General features: G+C 37.8%; 17 protein-coding genes (1 of these 17 cut by a window edge). 2 read left to right on the top strand and 15 right to left on the bottom strand.

What is annotated here, in order from left to right:
* On the bottom strand, window positions 1–181 hold the start of the coding sequence (locus QUF99_RS04735; RefSeq protein ID WP_289368838.1) for a SprT family protein. It extends 284 nt beyond the left edge of the window; only the first 181 of its 465 coding nucleotides appear in the window; the start codon lies at window positions 179–181; the stop codon falls past the left edge of the window.
* Between the two features lie 252 nt (window positions 182–433).
* On the opposite strand from QUF99_RS04735, the gene cmpA reads away from it, so the two are divergent.
* Window positions 434–550, top strand: coding sequence for a cortex morphogenetic protein CmpA (gene cmpA / locus QUF99_RS04730; protein ID WP_286123227.1), 117 nt, complete (start codon window positions 434–436; stop codon window positions 548–550).
* 194 nt (window positions 551–744) lie between these two features.
* Here cmpA and QUF99_RS04725 read toward each other — a convergent pair whose 3' ends face one another.
* From QUF99_RS04725 to acpS, 6 genes are all read right to left on the bottom strand, one after another.
* Window positions 745–2,913, bottom strand: coding sequence for a Tex family protein (locus QUF99_RS04725; RefSeq protein WP_289368837.1), 2,169 nt, complete (start codon window positions 2,911–2,913; stop codon window positions 745–747).
* Between the two features lie 65 nt (window positions 2,914–2,978).
* Window positions 2,979–3,329 (bottom strand): type II toxin-antitoxin system endoribonuclease NdoA, encoded by a 351-nt coding sequence (gene ndoA, locus QUF99_RS04720; protein ID WP_098338158.1) that lies wholly within the window; start codon window positions 3,327–3,329, stop codon window positions 2,979–2,981.
* A 4-nt stretch (window positions 3,330–3,333) separates the two neighbouring features.
* Window positions 3,334–3,621 carry an antitoxin endoai gene (locus QUF99_RS04715; protein ID WP_286123223.1) on the bottom strand — a complete coding sequence of 96 codons (288 nt, stop codon included), beginning with the start codon at window positions 3,619–3,621 and terminating at the stop codon, window positions 3,334–3,336.
* A 233-nt stretch (window positions 3,622–3,854) separates the two neighbouring features.
* The gene (alr, locus tag QUF99_RS04710; protein ID WP_289368835.1) at window positions 3,855–5,024 is read right to left on the bottom strand and encodes an alanine racemase; all 1,170 of its coding nucleotides are present in this window, start codon (window positions 5,022–5,024) and stop codon (window positions 3,855–3,857) included.
* 124 nt (window positions 5,025–5,148) lie between these two features.
* On the bottom strand, window positions 5,149–6,096 hold the full coding sequence (locus QUF99_RS04705) for a LolA family protein (protein ID WP_289374567.1): 948 nt from the start codon (window positions 6,094–6,096) through the stop codon (window positions 5,149–5,151).
* A gap of 156 nt (window positions 6,097–6,252) precedes the next feature.
* On the bottom strand, window positions 6,253–6,612 hold the full coding sequence (acpS, locus tag QUF99_RS04700; RefSeq protein ID WP_289368834.1) for a holo-ACP synthase: 360 nt from the start codon (window positions 6,610–6,612) through the stop codon (window positions 6,253–6,255).
* Window positions 6,613–6,706: 94 nt separating this feature from the next.
* On the opposite strand from acpS, the gene QUF99_RS04695 reads away from it, so the two are divergent.
* A complete protein-coding gene (locus QUF99_RS04695; protein WP_289368833.1) occupies window positions 6,707–7,255 on the top strand; it encodes a rhomboid family intramembrane serine protease in 549 nt (182 codons plus the stop codon).
* 105 nt (window positions 7,256–7,360) lie between these two features.
* Here QUF99_RS04695 and cshA read toward each other — a convergent pair whose 3' ends face one another.
* The 8 genes from cshA to hppD form a co-directional block, all read right to left on the bottom strand.
* The gene (gene cshA, locus QUF99_RS04690) at window positions 7,361–8,908 is read right to left on the bottom strand and encodes a degradosome RNA helicase CshA (RefSeq protein ID WP_289368832.1); all 1,548 of its coding nucleotides are present in this window, start codon (window positions 8,906–8,908) and stop codon (window positions 7,361–7,363) included.
* 306 nt (window positions 8,909–9,214) lie between these two features.
* On the bottom strand, window positions 9,215–10,591 hold the full coding sequence (locus QUF99_RS04685) for a UDP-N-acetylmuramoyl-tripeptide--D-alanyl-D-alanine ligase (RefSeq protein ID WP_289368831.1): 1,377 nt from the start codon (window positions 10,589–10,591) through the stop codon (window positions 9,215–9,217).
* Window positions 10,592–10,649: 58 nt separating this feature from the next.
* On the bottom strand, window positions 10,650–11,738 hold the full coding sequence (locus QUF99_RS04680) for a D-alanine--D-alanine ligase (RefSeq protein WP_289368830.1): 1,089 nt from the start codon (window positions 11,736–11,738) through the stop codon (window positions 10,650–10,652).
* Window positions 11,739–12,058: 320 nt separating this feature from the next.
* Window positions 12,059–13,333, bottom strand: coding sequence for an MDR family MFS transporter (locus tag QUF99_RS04675; RefSeq protein ID WP_289368829.1), 1,275 nt, complete (start codon window positions 13,331–13,333; stop codon window positions 12,059–12,061).
* A 108-nt stretch (window positions 13,334–13,441) separates the two neighbouring features.
* A complete protein-coding gene (gene bcaP, locus QUF99_RS04670; protein WP_289368828.1) occupies window positions 13,442–14,857 on the bottom strand; it encodes a branched-chain amino acid transporter BcaP in 1,416 nt (471 codons plus the stop codon).
* Between the two features lie 349 nt (window positions 14,858–15,206).
* Window positions 15,207–16,379, bottom strand: a complete 1,173-nt coding sequence (locus QUF99_RS04665; RefSeq protein ID WP_289368827.1) for a homogentisate 1,2-dioxygenase — start codon at window positions 16,377–16,379, stop codon at window positions 15,207–15,209.
* Complete coding sequence (locus tag QUF99_RS04660; RefSeq protein ID WP_289368826.1) at window positions 16,345–17,301, bottom strand: fumarylacetoacetate hydrolase family protein; 957 nt, start codon at window positions 17,299–17,301, stop codon at window positions 16,345–16,347. The genes QUF99_RS04665 and QUF99_RS04660 overlap by 35 nt, the downstream gene beginning before the upstream one ends.
* A gap of 92 nt (window positions 17,302–17,393) precedes the next feature.
* A complete protein-coding gene (gene hppD / locus QUF99_RS04655) occupies window positions 17,394–18,512 on the bottom strand; it encodes a 4-hydroxyphenylpyruvate dioxygenase (RefSeq protein ID WP_289368825.1) in 1,119 nt (372 codons plus the stop codon).
* Between the last annotated feature and the right edge of the window lie 394 nt (window positions 18,513–18,906).

Genomic DNA, 18,906 nt, shown 5'->3' with positions numbered 1-18,906 from the left:
ATTCTTCTTTTCCATGCATTTCATAATAACGATAATTCAATTCTATATTATGACTTTGTAATAAATATCTCCCACCAGTTGTGCGTAATCGTTTATTGAATGTTGCTTTATGTAAAAAAGCCTTCCCGAAGTACTTCAACGATATTTCTTCTACAAGTCTTTGAACCTCTATTTCATCCATCTTTATTTCCCCTAACTAAAAAAATAAACTTACACTTTTCTCTCTTCCTGCACATATATTAAATAGTACATATACCCATACTCAGTCATAACGTGAAACTTCTATCAGCGGACGCTTCCTTCATCTCCCACTGATAGAGCAAACCCTCACCAATCAGACTCTTATGAGCAGTTACCACTCGCTTTGTTTCCTCTGCATTTCGAGCTGTGGTTTACTGCCTGTTAGAGCGGGATAAAACAAGGAGGGATTCATATGCCCGTATGGCTTCGCAAGCAAATGCGACGTGCCTATTATGAAAAAAACCGGTATCAAATTAGATTGCTGAACGAATGCTGGTTTTACTATAACAAAACACATCAAAACTCCTAACAAAGTGAAACTTTAATCAGTGGGGGTTTTCTTCATCTCCCTACTGATTATTAGTTTCATCAATCAGGCTTTTACTGGCAGTGTATCTCCCACCTAACTTCTTTGCTTTTGCTGAATTTTGAAGTGGGGTATCACTGCCCGCGAATAGCGGGATAAAAAGAAGGGAGCAGTCTCATCCCTACTCCCTTTTTTTATCACTCGATTGGTAACATAGATAATGCAACGCGACCTTTTTTCATATCAACATTATCTACCCATACCTTTACAATCTGTCCAACTGATACAATATCTAACGGATGTTTTACAAATCGCTTACTCAATTTCGAAATATGAACTAAACCATCTTGTTTTACACCAATATCCACAAATGCGCCAAAGTCAACAACATTACGAACTGTTCCTTCTAACTCCATACCGCGTTTTAAGTCTTCTAATTTCAAAATTCCCTTTTTCAAAAGCGGCTTTGGTAACTCATCACGCATATCTCGTTCCGGGCTAATCAAAGCATCTATAATATCCACTAATGTCGGCTCTCCAATATTCGTTTCTTGAGATAATTTAGAAAGCTCTACATCCTCTAAACATTTCTGCAAATGCGGTTGTCCTACATCACCAAACGATAATCCTAAGCTTTTTAATAGTAATTCTACATTTTTATACTGCTCTGGATGAATACTTGTTCGATCCAGTGGATTTTCACCTTCTAATATACGTAAGAAGCCAATACATTGTTCGTATGTTTTCGCACCTAAACGCGGTATTTTCTTTAGTTCTGCCCGTTTTGTAAACTTCCCATCTTCCTCACGTTTATTTACAATATTTTTCGCAACCGTCTTTGACAAACCGGAAACATATTGTAATAAAGCAACTGAAGCTGTATTCACATTTACTCCAACTTGGTTAACAGCTGTTTCCACAACAAACGTTAATGATTCATTTAATCTCTTTTGCGATACATCATGTTGATATTGCCCTACTCCAACTGACTTCGGATCAATCTTCACAAGCTCAGCCAGTGGATCTTGCAAACGTCGTCCAATGGAAACCGCACTTCTTTCCTCAACTTGGAAATTCGGAAATTCCTCACGAGCCAAATCAGAAGCTGAATATACACTAGCACCAGCTTCATTGACGATAATATAGAATACATCTCGCGTAACTGTTTGCAATACATCTACAATAAATTCTTCTGTTTCTCGAGAAGCTGTACCATTTCCAATCGCAATCATCTCAACTTGATATTTTTCTAAAATGGAAGTGACCTTCGCTTTTGCATCTTCATATTTCCTAACAGGAGGATGAGGATAAATTACATCAATATAAAGAACCTTCCCTGTATCATCCACCACCGCTAACTTACACCCTGTTCGGTATGCTGGATCAACCGCTAATACAACTTTGCCTTTCATTGGCGGCTGCAACAACAAATTACGTAAATTCTCAGAGAAGATATGAATAGCTTGTTCTTCTGCCGTTTCAGTCAATTCTTTTCGAATTTCTCGTTCAATTGACGGTTGAATTAATCGCTTATATCCATCTTCAACTGCGAATTGTACATAAGATGCGCTTTGGGAGTGAAAATCACGAATCACTTTTTTATGTAAAAAACGAACAATTTCTTCTACCGGCGAGACAATAGAAACTTTTAGAACATCCTCTTTCTCACCACGGTTCATCGCCAGCACACGATGCGGCACAATTTTTTGCAACGGTTCTTCATAGCTATAATACATTTCATATATATTTTTTTCATCCTTCTCTTCATCTTTTACAGAAGAAGAAATCATCCCTTTTTTAAAGGTAACATTACGAACCCAGCTACGACACGTTGCATCATCCGATACGATTTCAGCAATAATATCTTGCGCACCTTGTAACGCCTCTTCAGAGGATTGAACTTCTTTTCCAGCATCAATAAATAACTTTGCCTTATCTACCGGATTTTCTTTTGTAAACAGAAGTAACCACTCCGCTAACGGCTCTAATCCTTTTTCCTTCGCAATCGTTGCTTTTGTTCGTCTTTTTTCTTTATAAGGACGATACAGGTCTTCCACTTCCTGCAACTTAGTCGCGGATACAATATTACGACGCAGCTCTTCTGTTAACTTTCCTTTTTCATCAATAAGACGGATCACTTCTTCTTTCCGGCTCTCAAGCTGCATCATATATTGCCATCTTTCTAAAATCTCACGAATTTGCACTTCATCTAAAGAACCTGTCCATTCTTTTCGGTAACGAGCAATAAATGGAACTGTGTTACCTTCTTCTGTTAATTGAATAACATTGCGAACTTGCTTTTCTGTAAACCCTAATTCTTTCACTAACATTTTCATTAACGCTTGTCGATTATCTACCATTTCCATATACAACTGAAACCTCCCTAATAAAAAAAAGTTGCCCTTAAAAGAGAGCAACTTAAACTGCCGATTTAAAAATCTATTAGTCCTAAACTAATTTGTAAAGCTTCATCTACACGACTCATCATCAGCTCATCTAAGTGAGTGATTTTGTCCGTTAAGCGTTGCTTATCGATTGTTCGAATCTGTTCGAGCAAAATAACAGAATCTCGCTCAAATCCGTACTTTTTCGCATCAATTTCCACATGTGTGGGTAATTTTGCTTTTTGAATCTGCGCAGTAATAGCCGCTACAATTACAGTCGGACTAAAACGATTTCCGATGTCATTTTGAATGACAAGAACCGGACGAACGCCTCCTTGCTCAGAACCAACAACTGGGGAAAGGTCTGCAAAATACACGTCGCCGCGTTTTACAATCAAAATATTACCCCCCGCTAACTAAGCGTTCTACTGTATGAGCTGCTTCATACTCTGCTAAGAAAGCTTCAGATGCAATACCAAGATTAATTTTTCCCATTTCAATATACCCACGTCGCATTGATTCATGTTGGTAGCGTTTCTTTGTCTTATGTTGACGCAATAACAGTTTTGTTGCCTGGCAAATTAGTTCATGGCGATTCTTATTCTCTAGTTTTCCAATTACGTCCAATTCTGTTACCATCTGCTTTGGCAACCGAATCACGATTTCAGTAGTTACACTTGATTCGGACACAAAAATACACCTCCACCGTCAACTACACACCCAAATATATATGACACCTATTGTAATAATACCATTGTATGGAGCCTGTTGCAAAGACTTCCTTGTTCCCTGTTTATGTTTTCCAATTCACAAACAAAACATTCACTCTCTCGTACTTTTTATCTCATTGTAACAGGAAATATCCTCTCTATAGCTCTAATCGAAGGCCATCAACCACGATGACAAATATAAAAAAAGATATTTTATATACCATTTAAATAATTTATGACTTCTACCACTTTACCGTCTCTAATAAATACACGAGGAACACGAAAACTGATTGTCGCGATAATTTCATAATTAATCGTTCCAGAATACTCAGCAACCTCAGTTGCACTAATGTATTCATCCCCCTGTTTTCCAATAAGCGTAACTTTCGTTCCAAGCGGGACTTTACGAGGAAGACGCAGCATGAATTGATCCATTGTAATCCTACCTACAATCGGAACTCTTTTCCCGTTCACAAGCACTTTAAAGCCTTGTAACCTTCTAAGCCATCCATCCGCATATCCAACAGGAACCGTAGCAATCCACTCTTCTGTTCTCGTTCGATAAGTGACATTATAACTAATCCCATCACCTTTGATTACCTCTTTAATATGCGCTACCGTTGTATGAAATGAAAGTGCCGGTTCTAATTTAATGGGTAAGAACGGATGTATTTCTACAGACGGCGTTAGTCCATACATTGCGATTCCAAGCCGCACAGCATTAAACTTAATACCATGAAACCGCATGGTCGCTGCACTATTAGCTGCATGAATGAACTCTGGATCCACTCCAAATTCCTCTAACCAACTCAGCTGTTCCAAAAACGTATTATATTGCTTATCAAAGTAAGAAGTCTCCACTTCATCCGCAGTTGAAAAATGCGTATACACTCCTTCTAGTTCAAAAAACGGAGCATCTTCTAAACTTCGTAAAAAACCTTTTAATTCTTTGCGTTTCCGAATTCCAATTCTCCCCATACCACTATCGAAATTAATATGAAAATGTAGCGGCACCGAGCTATCCCAAATTTCTATCGCCTCTTCGACCCATCCCTTTTGAAAAACAGTTAATGCCACATCATTTTCAGCAGCTACATTGACATCACGTGGTGGTGATGGGCCTATCACTAAAATTGGTGCGGTAATCCCCGCTCGGCGAAGCACTAATGCCTCGTCTAAAACGGCAACCGCTAATCTTGTTGCTCCTGCCTCCAATGCGGTTCTTGCGACTGGAACATAGTCATGTCCATATGCGTTCGCTTTTACCACCGCGAAAACCTCTACATCTTCTGGGATGATTTCTTTGATGTGAGTTACATTGTTATAAATTGCATCCAAATCTACTTCCACCCACGTATCACGGTAAAACGGTGATTCTTCCATATAAAAAAACACTTCCTTTATACGATATGCAAAGCTTATTCTTTTATATCCGTTTTTTTTATGAAATCTCTTCCACAAAACAAGAAAAGAACGTGGCGAGCGTAAGTCACCACGTCTAAGAAGTTTATTTCACTTGCTTTTCTGCAACAGAACGAGCTACCATTAACAACTCATTTGGTTCTAAACCTTTAGACACGAGCATATACTCCACTCCGTTACGCGACCATGTAAGGGAATCTTTTGTTAATGCACCAATCGTGAAACCAAGATCAACTAACTCTCCACTTACACCTATTGGAGTTGCAGTCAATGCAGCCTTCTCCTTCTCTTGTATTAATGTAAAAGACTTCTTATTTCCAACGTATGTGAGTATCGCACGCTTGCCACTATCTGTCTTTAACTCCTTCTCCTCTTTTAATTCCATACCTTGCGGTGTATCACGTGGATATAAAATAGCAAATGGCTTTTCTTCCTTCGCTGTTGTTTGTATATCCACTTGTGCACGAGACATGTTTTGTTTCATATCAAATGCACCTTTATCAAACTTCGTATCAAACTTCACTTTCGAAAATTCCACTTGTACGAGAACATTTTGGTCACCATCCATTAATTTCACTGAAACAGGTGCTAAATCACTTTTATTAAACTTGATTTCTTGCTTTGGCAACATATTTTGATGGTGATAATTCGTTTTCGTTTTAAAAATATAATGTTTATCTGTTTTCTCAAACGAAAGATTCTTATCTTTTAAAATATCTCTTACAAGTGATTCATACAAATACGCTTGGCTGCTATTTTGCGGCCAATCACTTTGAAATCGAAAACTTTTATTAAGAGATGGCGTTAAAACGAATACACCTTCATTATTTCGTAAAATAATTTGGCTTTGATCCTTTTTCGCATTCTTTAAATTCACACGATAATAAGTAGGTTCTTTATACCAAACTTCCACGTTATATTCCTGTGGTTCATTGCCCGTTTTAATAGATAATTTTGCTTCCGCTTGATAACTCTTCATATTCTTAACTTTCGCATCTAAATCTCGCACTACATCTTCTTGTTTCTTTTCCATACAGCCCGCTAATACAAAAACGGTCAATAAACCGACAATAAACAAAAATAGCCGCCTTTTCATACCTTCAGCCCCCTTTGCCCCTATAAATGAATGGAAGATAGTTCTTCCTTATCGCTACTCAAATATATGAGACAAAGATGTAAAATATGCAGACTAGCGTGACGAGCTTTCTAAAACAACTTGCGCCACAGCGAACTCTCGACTATGACTAATAGATAGATGAACAAGATGCTCTGTATTCACAAAGACAATCGGCTTACCTCTATCATCATTTCGTATTTCAATATCTAAAAAGCTCACTTCTTTTCCAATACCAGTTCCAACTGCTTTGGAATACGCTTCTTTCGCTGCAAATCTTCCAGCCACAAATTCCACAAGACGATGCCCTTTTAATTTAGCAGCAACATCTCGCTCTCGCTCTGTTAAAATACGCTCCATAAATTTAAGTTTTCCATCTAACATTTTTTCAATTCTCTCTAGTTCGATAATATCGATTCCAATCCCTATAATCATTTCACAAATTTCCTTTCTTCTATTTGTTCTCCTTCATTCATATTGTAAGAATAACAGAGAATCTTTCTGCTGCAAAAGGAGTGAATATATAAATATGCCAATCCCACATATACGGATTACCTTATCACCCGTTATTCTCTCTTTACTCTGCTTGCAATTCATCATGGTTTTATTAGGCGACTTTTTCTTTTCTACTACAGCTGCCTATAACGAATACATTGCCAAAGGAGAATGGTGGCGATTTATAACTTCTCTATTTATACATATAGACTTAGGGCACTTTTTCTCCAATAGCATTTGTCTCTTTTTTCTCGGTCAATCTATCGAAAAACAGCTAGGTAGCATCTCTTTTGCCATTTTATTTTTTATCGCTGGCATTAGCGGTAATATTTTCTCTTATTTCATCATGCCCCTCGGGTACGTACATGCCGGTGCATCGGGCGGAATTTTCGGATTACTTGGCGCACAGCTCTTTATTTTATACAGTCGCTATCGGTCCCCCAAAACAAAAGAAGTATTTCTATTTTCTTCAATTTTAATTATTTTACTTAGCTTTACTTTCTTCGATCATTCCGCTAACCCCATCAGCCATTTAGCTGGATTATTAATCGGTGGTATCCTTACTCCATTTTTAATAAAGTAAAACCTTGAGGTAGAGGTATTACTGCCCAATAATAACTTTGAAACGAATCCATACACCTTACATTCCATAAAAAAGAGGATGTCCTGTTGGACATCCTCTTTTTTATTAAGCTTGTGGTTTACGGCTATGACTTTTTCTTTCGCCGCGTCCAGTAGAAGATCCTGGACGACCTTGACCTTCACCTTTGCGACCACGATTACGGTTACCATCGCGATTACGACCATCACCACGACCATCACGATTGCGGCCATCGCCACGACCATCACGACTACGGTTACGGTTACCATCACGATATCCACTTCCGTTACCGCCACGGTTTTTAGCACCTCTTGAAACAACAGGTGGTTCTGATGTTAAAGCAATCGGTGTTGTATCCGGCTCTTTTGTCATCATTTTTAAAGCAGCTGCTACAATCGCTACAGAATCGTGCTCTTCTAACATTTCTTCTGCAATACGCTTGTAGTATGATAAGTTTTCACTTTCAATTGTGCTTTGTAGTTTTTCTGCGATTAAACGTTGTTGACCTTCTAATGCCTCATCTAATGTTGGAGGAGTCATACGATCAATTTTACGTTTTGTTGTACGCTCGATATTTTTTAATTGTCCAGACTCACGAGGTGTTACGAATAACATCGCCATTCCTTTTTTACCAGCACGGCCCGTACGACCAATGCGGTGAACGTATGATTCTGGATCTTGTGGAATATCAAAGTTGTATACGTGTGTTACGCCTGAAATATCAAGACCACGTGCTGCTACGTCTGTTGCAACAAGAACTTCAATAGAACCTTCTTTAAATTTACGTAATACTGACATACGTTTTGCTTGTGTTAAATCACCATGAATACCTTCTGCTGCATAACCACGTAAGTTCAATGCTTCAGATAATTCATCAACACGACGCTTCGTACGACCGAACACGATTGCAAGTTCTGGCGATTGAATATCTAGTAAGCGTGTTAACACGTCAAACTTTTTCTTTTCTTGCACTTCTACATAGAACTGCTGAATGTTTGGCATTGTTACTTCTTTTGCTTTTACTTTAATATGTTGAGGTTCAGTCATGAAACGCTCAGCAATACGACGGATCGGATCTGGCATTGTTGCTGAGAATAATAATGTTTGATGTGTTTCTGGCACATCTGTTAAAATTGCTTCAATATCTTCAATGAAGCCCATGTTTAACATTTCATCCGCTTCATCAAGAACCACTGTTTCTACATTTTGTAGACGAAGTGTTTTACGGTTGATGTGATCTAAAATACGTCCCGGCGTACCAACAATAATGTGTGGGTGTTTTTTTAGAGCACGAATTTGGCGATTAATATCTTGACCACCATAAATTGGTAGAATACGAACACGCTTATGCTTACCAATTTTGTAAAGTTCTTCACCAACTTGAATCGCTAATTCTCGCGTTGGAGCGATAACAATCCCTTGAATTGTTTCTTTATTTGTATCCACTTTATCTAATAGTGGTAATCCGAATGCAGCTGTTTTCCCTGTACCTGTTTGCGCTTGCCCAATAATATCTTTACCTTGCAATGCATGTGGAATTGTTTCAGCTTGAATTGGCGTAGCCTCTTCAAAGCCCATACTTTCAACCGATTGCAGTAAAGAATCACTTAATCCTAATTCTCGAAATGTTGTCAATGTTACTTCTCCTTTTCTATCCTATACTTATCATTTAAAAAAAGGCGTTTTCCGTATGTGCGGAAAAGCCCTTTTCCTGAATGCTCACGTATATAAACGGGCGTATATTCTTCATGAAAATATTTCTAAACGTTATTACACTTTATCAATTATAAGTTTTGTATGTGCAAAAAGCAAACCCCAACTGTTACCTTATTTCACATAAAGAGCTTTTTTCTTCACTTTACCTTTTCAAATGTTTAACTGTAAGCGCTTATTATTAGTTTCTTCTCTTTTTGCATTTATAATCCCATTTACATACTCCAATTATTTCAACAACGTAATGACTTCTTCTAACTTCATCCCGCGAGATGCTTTTACTAATACAACGTCTTTCACATCAACGACTTCCTGTAAATCTTTTACAAGTTTTTCTTTATTATCATACGCTTTTACACGCTCATTTGAAAAATTAATTTTTGCACCTTCTGCAATTTGTGCCCCTAGTTTACCATATGTAAACACGTAGGAGATTCGTGCTGGATCAATTAATTTTCCAACTTCATAATGAAATTGTACTTCTTGATTGCCAAGCTCTAACATATCACCAAGAACAACGATTTTTTTAGAAAATCCATCTAGCCCATTCATTAAATGAAATGCAGCTTCCATCGCCGTTGGACTTGCATTATATGCGTCATTAATGATTGTTAATCCTGCATCTGTTTTTACAATTTCCATGCGCATACCTGTCATTTTTAGCGTCACTAAACCTTGTTTCATCTCTTCCGATGTTACACCGAAAAATTTAGCAATTGCCATTGATGCTAATGCGTTGTATACATTATGTTTCCCAAGAACGGGAAGATAAAATACAACATTTTCATCTTGATTCATCTTAAAATACGTCCCTGTTGCCTGTAGCGTTACAGAAATCGGATAATAGTCATTTGCTCTTGCATCACCAAATGTAATTGTCTCAGCAGCCAGGTTCATGTTTGGAACACGATTCGTTAATAGGGGTTCATCTCCATTATATACAAATACTCCGCCATCTTGTAGCCCTGTTACAATTTCTAATTTCGCTTCAGCAATTGCATCACGAGATCCTAAATCCATCAAATGAGCTTCTCCAATATTTGTAATGATTGCAGCGTTTGGACGAGCTAACTTAGATAAAAACTCAATTTCACCTCGGCTAGACATTCCCATCTCTAATACAGCCATTTCTGTATCTTCTTCTAGACTTAAAATTGTAAGAGGCAGACCAATATGGTTATTAAAGTTTCCTTCTGTCTTTTGGACTTTAAACTTTGTTGCAAGCAAGCTTGTCACGATATCTTTTGTAGACGTCTTACCGTTACTTCCTGTTACACCTACAACTTTTACATCTAACTGATCACGATAACTTTTTGCTAATGTTTGTAATGCTTCTAACGTATCTTCAACGAAAATGACAGGTAAATGCGTAGGCGGATTCGGTACATCCTTTTTCCAAAGTGTTGCTGTAGCACCATTTTCAATCGCTTTATCCACAAAAGAATGCCCATCAAAACGATCACCTTGAATAGGAATATATAAATTCCCTTGTTCGATCTTTCGCGTATCAATTGATACACCTTGTACAACGGCATGAACATAAGCTTCTACTAAACCTGTGCCACCCGCCATTTGTTCCACTTGTTTTAACGTGCGTTTCATCATAAAAACACTCCTTACATAGAAGAAACACTATTCTCTTGAATAGTGCTCCCCCTTTTAGTTAGATTGTATATTTAATTTTTTGTTTTTCTTCGTGACGCTCAATCGCCAAACGAATCAATTCTTCAATTAACTGCGGATACGGTAAGCCTGTATGTTGCCATAACAGCGGGAACATACTAAATGGAGTAAAGCCAGGCATCGTATTTACTTCATTAATATATACTTCGCCGTCTTTTGTTAAAAAGAAATCTGCTCTTGTTAATCCCGCACTATCTAAAGATTGGAATGCACTGATTGCATCTCTTTGAATCGTTACCGACTCTTCTTCTGTAATTTCAGCTGGAATAATTAATGCCGTATCGCCATCAATGTATTTTGATTTATAATCGTAAAACTCTTTCTTCGGTACAATTTCACCAACAACAGAACATTTTGGCTCATCATTACCTAAAACACCAACTTCCACTTCACGACCAACAATATTTTCTTCTACAATAATTTTGCGGTCAAATTGGAATGCTTCTTCAAATGCATGTTCTAATTCTTCACGATCTTTACATTTATTAATACCAACACTTGAACCAAGGTTTGCCGGTTTTACAAAACATGGATACCCTAATACTTCTTCTACTTTTTCATAAGCTGCCTGACGATTTTTCTCCCATACACTGCGAATGAAAGATGCATATTTTGCCTGCTTCAATCCTGCTTCAGCAAAGATATTTTTCATAACAACTTTATCCATACCTGCCGCTGATGCCAATACACCGTTACCAACGTATGGAATGTTCATTAATTCTAATAATCCTTGTACTGTTCCATCTTCACCATTCGGACCGTGTAACAGTGGGAAAATAACATCAATTGAATCTTCTTGATTAGAAGATGCAGCTGGAATAATTTCTGTACTTAATGCTACTGGAGAAATTACATTTTCTTCTCCATTCATTTGCAATGCTTGCACGTTTGTTACTTCTCCTTCAATGCGTTCACCGCGCATCCACTGGCCTTGCTCTGTAATATAAATTGGATGAATCTCGAATTTTTCTTGATCTAACGCTTTAATAGCAGCAAGAGCTGTTTGTAATGAAACTTGATGCTCTGCTGATTTTCCACCATATAACAAACCTAATTTAATTTTCGTCAATGAAATCACCCTAACCAATTGTTTTCATTTTTCTATTTTAGCACTTTTTATGAAAATAGGTAGTTCCTATTTGAAATAAAATGAAACTTCCATTAATGAGTGGTTTTCTCCATCCCCAATGATGAAGTCACCCAAATCTTATAAACAAATGAATCTTTAATCACCTCTTCTATGCATGGCCGGATGCTCTCTCCCACCTAAAAAGAAGGGTTTTATGTCGATTTTTTAATTTGTATTTATATACATTGCCTCGTTATTTTTCTAGTTATGTACCTAAAATATATGAAAAAATACTTCTTTTTGTGTATGTCACCTACCAATTAGGATGACTGTTTCACCACATCTCCCTTTTGTTTTTGTTCTACAAGACGATCTAACGAAATATATACAAGACCTGCCACTACACATCCCACTCCTAAAATCGTAAATAACAGGTGCCCTAGCAATCGATCGAGCAACAATCCTCCAAGAAGCGGACCAAATGCATTCCCTGTAATCCATTGCAAACTCGCCGCTCCCATATACGTACCACGCAAATGTTCTGGTGCTAAGTTCGCTACAAACGTCATTTGTACAGGTGACATAATCATCTCACCTAATGTATAGACTGCATAAACAAGAAGTAATGTAATCAGAATAACAGTGGCATTCGTACCTAATCCTCCGAACCATTTCGGCAACCATCCGATGAAAAACAGACCAATTCCGAATAACCAAGCGCCATATAACATTGTCCTTCCAACCGGTTTATCTGTTGCCCATTTGGAAATTTGAAATTGAAAAAGAACAACTAATAAACCATTTAAAGCCATCAAATAAGGATACGGGTTATTTTTACCAAATATCTCTTTCATTTCGTTATCAAAATGGAGCGGTAGCATGCCTTCTGTTTGGGAAAAACCCATCGAAATAATAATGCCAGCTAACAAATAAATCAGTAGTACCTTATCTCGCAACACAACTTTCCAAACAGATCCCGATTCTTGTTCCTTGTTATCCTCGTGTTTTTCTTCAACTTGTGGCATCGTTTCTTGAATGAGTACAAGCACAAGAAGTGCATAAAATAACATCGTGGATGAAGCAATAATAAAAATAAGATTTTTAGAAAGTAACACCACCGAAGCCCCCATAATTGGTCCAATAGCCGCACCGATGTTATGTCCCATTCGCAGTAAACCGTACGCCTCTGTCCGCTTTTCAGGTGCTGTAACGTCCGCAACCATCGCAGATGCAGCTGGGTGAAACAGCGAATTACTTAACCCTAAGAAAATGGACAAAATCGCATAGGAAACGAATCCATCTACAAATAAAAAACCAAGCATTAAAATCGCATTACTTACCATCGAAAATACCATAATTGGCTTTCTTCCATATATATCAGCAATCCTGCCCCCTATAAGAGAACCAAAGCTTGCGGCAATTGGAGAAAGTGCCATAATAATTCCCACTTGTAATAAAGAATCTACTTTATCTTTTAAATACAGTGCAAAAAATGGCATTAACATCATCATGGCAATTCCATTTAATGTTTCTCCGATAAAACGGATCCATACGTTGCGATCCATCGCTTGTAACTCGCGCCATGTTTGTTTCATCTGTCCTCCCCCTTTAATCAACCACTCCTCATCTTATAATATTTTTAGAAAAATGTAAATTTTCAAAATAAAAGCGCCGTTCTTTCCTACTAAGAACGGCGCTTTCTCTTATAAATTCGCTACATCTTTATTGTCTTTTTTATTACCCAGAACGCTATGTTTCCGACTATAGAAGAAGTAAACCACTACACCAATCGCCAGCCAAATACCAAAACTCATCCAAGCTACTCCTGACAATTGTAACATTAGGTACAGACAGAAGATGACTGTTAATGCAGGCAAAAATGGTACAAGCGGCGCTTTAAACGCACGCGGTAAATCTGGATGTGTTTTTCTCATTACAATAACAGCAATTGCTACAAGTGAAAAGGCAGATAATGTTCCCATATTTACAAGGTGTGCTAATACATTTAAATCAATGAGACCTGAAATTAATGCTGCAACAATACCTGTTGTCCACGTATTTAAAAATGGTGTTTTAAATTTCGGGTGAACTTTTGCAAGACGTTTCGGTAATAACCCATCACGGCTCATTGCATACGATACGCGAACTTGACCATACATCATTACTAACATAACTGTCGTAATCCCTGTAATAGCACCTACCGAAATAACGCCGGCTAAGCTATCTTGTCCAATAAATTGAAGAGCAAATGCTACTGGATCAGAGATATTCAACTGCCCATAGGGAACAATTCCTGTCAAAATAAGCGAAACAACGATATAAAGGATTGTACAAATAAGTAATGATGCAATAATGCCAATTGGCAAGTCACGCTGCGGCCGCTTAACCTCTTCCGCTGCTGTGGATACGGCATCAAAGCCAATGAAAGCAAAGAACACAGTTGCCGCTCCCGCCATAACACCATCAAAACCAAATGGCATGAAAGGTGTCCAGTTTTCTGGTTTTACATAATTAAAACCAGCAAAGATAAATATGAGTACGACTGCCAACTTAATAAATACCATAATATTATTTACACGAGCACTTTCACGAACACCCCTGGATAAAAGCGCAGTCATAATTAAAATAATAATAACAGCTGGTAAATCAATGAGACCGCCTTTCCCCGTTCCAGGGGCAGATGATAAAACAGTTGGGAGATGAATACCAAACCCTTTTAGTAACGATTGGAAATAAGCAGACCAACCATTTGCTACAGCCGATGTGGCTAGCAAGTATTCAAGCATTAAATCCCATCCAATTAGAAACGCAAATACCTCTCCCATCGTCGCATACGTGTACGTGTAAACACTTCCCGAAACAGGAACAGACGATGCAAACTCAGCATAACAAAATGCGGCAAAAGCACAAGCTAATGCTGCTATAGCAAAAGATAGAATAATAGCTGGTCCAGAATGCTTCGCTGCTACAACACCAGTAAGAACAAAAATTCCAGTTCCTACAATAGCACCTATCCCTAGCATCGTTAAATCTAGCGCCCCTAACGTTCGCGCCAATGTTTTCTGCTTACTTTCTTGCAGCAATTGTGTGATCGGTTTCTTTTGAAAGATCTGCTTCATAGCATGCACCTCTTAGTTTTAATTTTCTGAAAATTTATAATTTGTGTTTTTATTTTACTCGCAACATATTTTTTAGTCAATACATTTGTCGGAATAAAAAGAAAAATACCGTTTCATAATAAATTAAAAGGATCTACACACTACTCAACGCTTGGTATTATCACGTTTATTCACCAGGTTAAATATTTAATGAATCGACATGTAACAACACAAGAAATATACAAATAATGTATATAGCTATATTTCTATATCTTTTTATAGATGTTTTTGATATTCTATAAACTGTCGATTCCAAATAAAAGAAAGAGGCACACTCATTTTATGAGCATGCCTCTTTCTTTTATTTCGTCTATTTCACAGTATGCGTGCCTTCTTCAAGCCAGCTATACATATACTTCTCATCTTCCGTTTCATGCGCTTGCTTCACAATACGAAGCGGGCGGAATGTGTCAATCATCACTGCAAGCTCAATCGTTTCCTTTTTCCCTAAACTTGCTTCCGTTTTCCCAGGGTGTGGTCCATGAGGAATACCACTCGGATGAAGTGTGATTGAACCTTCTTCGACACCTTTTCTGCTCATAAAATTACCCTCTACATAATAAAGAACTTCATCGCTATTCACGTTACTATGATAATACGGTGCTGGGATTGCTTCCGGATGATAATCATATAAACGCGGAACAAAGGAACAAATGACAAAGTTATGTCCTTCAAATGTTTGGTGAACTGGAGGTGGCTGATGAATACGCCCTGTAATTGGTTCAAAGTCCTCCACATTAAAGACCCAAGGGTATAAATAGCCATCCCAGCCGACAACATCTAATGGATGATGCCCCATGACATGTTTATGCATATAACCCCTCGACTTTGTCATCACGACAAAGTCGCCTTTTTCATCATATGTTTCTAGCTTTTCTGGTCCCCGCAAATCTCTCTCACAAAACGGGCTATGTTCTAACAATTGACCATATTCATTTCGATAGCGACGCGGCGTCGTAATTTGACTATTTGCTTCTACAACAAGAAATTTCGATTCTCCTTCATCAGGAATAACCCGATAAAGTGTCCCGATTGGGATCGTAACATAATCGCCTTTTCGATAATGAATTGTACCAAACATCGTCTCAATTTTCCCAGAGCCGTAATGAATGAATAACATTTCATCTCCATCACCATTACGATAGAAATAGTCCATTTTCTCCGTTGGATTTACAACACCGATTAGTAAGTCTTCGTTTCCTAATAGAAAATGCCTTCCGTTCACGGCATCTCCTGTTTTTCTATACTCTTTCGTGCGAAAATGGCGATGAGCAAGCGCCACATCTTCTTCATACTGCAATTTACAAGAATTCGCTACCGACGCATGACCTACTTCAGTTGGCATATAATGATGATATAAAATAGATTGCGTTCCTGAGAAGCCTTTTGTTCCCATTACTTGTTCACGATAAAGTGATCCATCTTCCTTGCGAAACTGTACATGTCGTTTACGAGGAAGTTCCCCCATGCGACGATAATACATGCCCATCCCCCGCTTTCATTTCTTCTTTCACTGTATTACGCAGCGTTCCTAACCCGGTAATCGTGAGCTCTACAACATCGCCATCTTGCAGCCAGTTTTCTGTGCCAAGCTCTAAAATACAACCAGTACCAACCGTACCAGAACCAATTACATCTCCCGGATATAACGTAACATCTTGTGACGCACGCTCTATCATTTCTGCAAACGTATAATAAATATCTTTGAAATTCCCTTTTGACAAAAGTTCTCCATTCACACGAGCGGTCATCTCTAAATCATACTGCTCACCCGTACGATAAACATCTAACTCCTCTTTCGTGACAAGATAAGCCCCTAATGAAGTAGCAAAATCCTTTCCTTTCGCTGGACCAAGTCCTACTTTCATCTCCTGTGCCTGTAAATCTCTTGCACTCCAGTCATTCATAATGCAATAACCAAAAATATATTCTTCCGCGTGTTCACGGGAGATATTTCTTCCCTCTCTCCCAATGACACAAGCAATTTCTAATTCATAGTCAAGCTTTTGTGATAACTTCGGACGAGAAACAATATCCTCTGGTCCGATTACAGCACGATGATTTGTGAAATAAAAAACGGGAATATCATACCACTCTGATACAACATCTAACCCGCGGCGTCCACGGGCTGTTTTTACATGTTGTTCAAATGCGTAAAAATCCCGAATGCTACCTGGGTTTGGAATAGCTGCACAAAGCTGTACATCTTTCACATGATATACGCCATTTTCTGGACTTTTCATATTACGCGCTACTTCTATATACTCATCTGCTTTCTCTAAAAAAGCGAGCATGGACGAAGGAAGCACTCCTTTACTTGCAATGCTCATATCAATTACTTTGTCACCTTCAAGCCAACCAGCTCGCATTTCTTGTGAAGGAAGACGAAATGTAACAAATTTCATCAATTTTCCTCCTCACTGTTCATCTAAAGTGAAACTTCCATCAGAGAGGGATTGCCCCCCGCTAATGGATAGAATAAAATAATGCTTTATTTTTATAGATTTCCGCGACGTGCTTGCTCTCTCTCAATCGATTCAAATAGAGCTTTGAAGTTTCCTTCTCCAAATCCACGAGAACCTTTACGTTGAATAATTTCAATAAATAACGTTGGACGATCCACGATTGGCTTCGTGAAAATTTGTAATAAATAACCTTCTTCATCACGATCTACGAGAATTTTAAGCTCTTTTAGTTTTTCAATTTCTTCATCAATTTCACCGACACGCGCTGTTAACTCATCATAATACGTATCTGGTGTATCTAAAAACTCAACTCCATTTTCACGAAGTGCTTTAACAGTTTTCACAATATCACTTGTCAACAATGCAAGATGCTGCACACCTGCACCATTATAAAATTCTAAGTACTCTTGAATTTGTGATTTACGCTTTCCATCTGCCGGCTCATTAATCGGGAACTTAATACGGCTTCCATTTGTCATTACTTTTGACATTAACGCGGAATATTCTGTGCTAATATCATCATCGTCAAAATGAATCATTTGTTTAAAGCCCATTACATTTTCGTAATAACTTACCCACTCTTCCATTTTTTCAACGTTACCAACAACATGATCCACAGCAATTAAACCTGATTCTTCACTCGGAATTTCAAATTCAGCTTTCTCATAACCAGGCATAAATGTGCCTTTGTAATTTTTACGCTCTACAAGTGTATGGATTGTATCACCGTACGTACCAATGACTGCTTTTTTTAATGTCCCATGCTCATCAGTCAACACTTCTGGTGGAGCAATTGCAATCGCACCACGTTTTATAGCTTCTGAATATGCTTTTTCAACATCCTCAACAAGTAGCGCCACATCTTTAATACCATCGCCATGAAGCTTTACAAACTCCGCAATGCGGCTCTCACTATTTAAAGTTCCTGACACAACAAAACGCATGTTTTTTTGCACAAGAACATAAGATACTTTTTCGCGGTTCCCTGTTTCTAACCCAGAATATGCAACAATTTTAAATCCAAAAGCTCTTGCAAGATAATAACTGGATTGCTTTGCATTTCCAACATAGAATTCTAGATGATCGACATCACGTACCGGAAAAAAATCCTCCATTTGTGCAGCTAACGCATCCATAGATTTTTGTTTCATAATTTCCTCATCCCCCTGTAAATAAATTAAATTTTATATACTTCGGATTAACCAAAAATGCTTCCAGTCACCAACAAAAAAATTAGTTAGCGAGCTAACTATTTTCTGACCTTTAAAATTTTCTACCTTTTCTGTCAAATTCCTCTTTTTTCTTCTATATAAAATTCGACTTTTTTCTATTTAGAACAACGTCCAAATTAATTGAGGCGTGTAAACAACGTGATCGTCAAAATATTACGGAGAAAAACAAAAAAGGAATGACAATAACAATGCCGCACTTATAGAAATGTTCAAAGGAAAGATAAAGAAATACGAGAACAGATGAAAATGTCTTATACTCAAATCTATGAAAAAGGATAATTGAAATATGATAAGTAACTAAAAAGGAATGTTA

The organism is Bacillus sp. DX4.1 (assembly GCF_030348195.1).
Classification (GTDB): domain Bacteria; phylum Bacillota; class Bacilli; order Bacillales; family Bacillaceae_G; genus Bacillus_A.
This window is presented reverse-complemented; position numbering and strand designations above follow the sequence as displayed.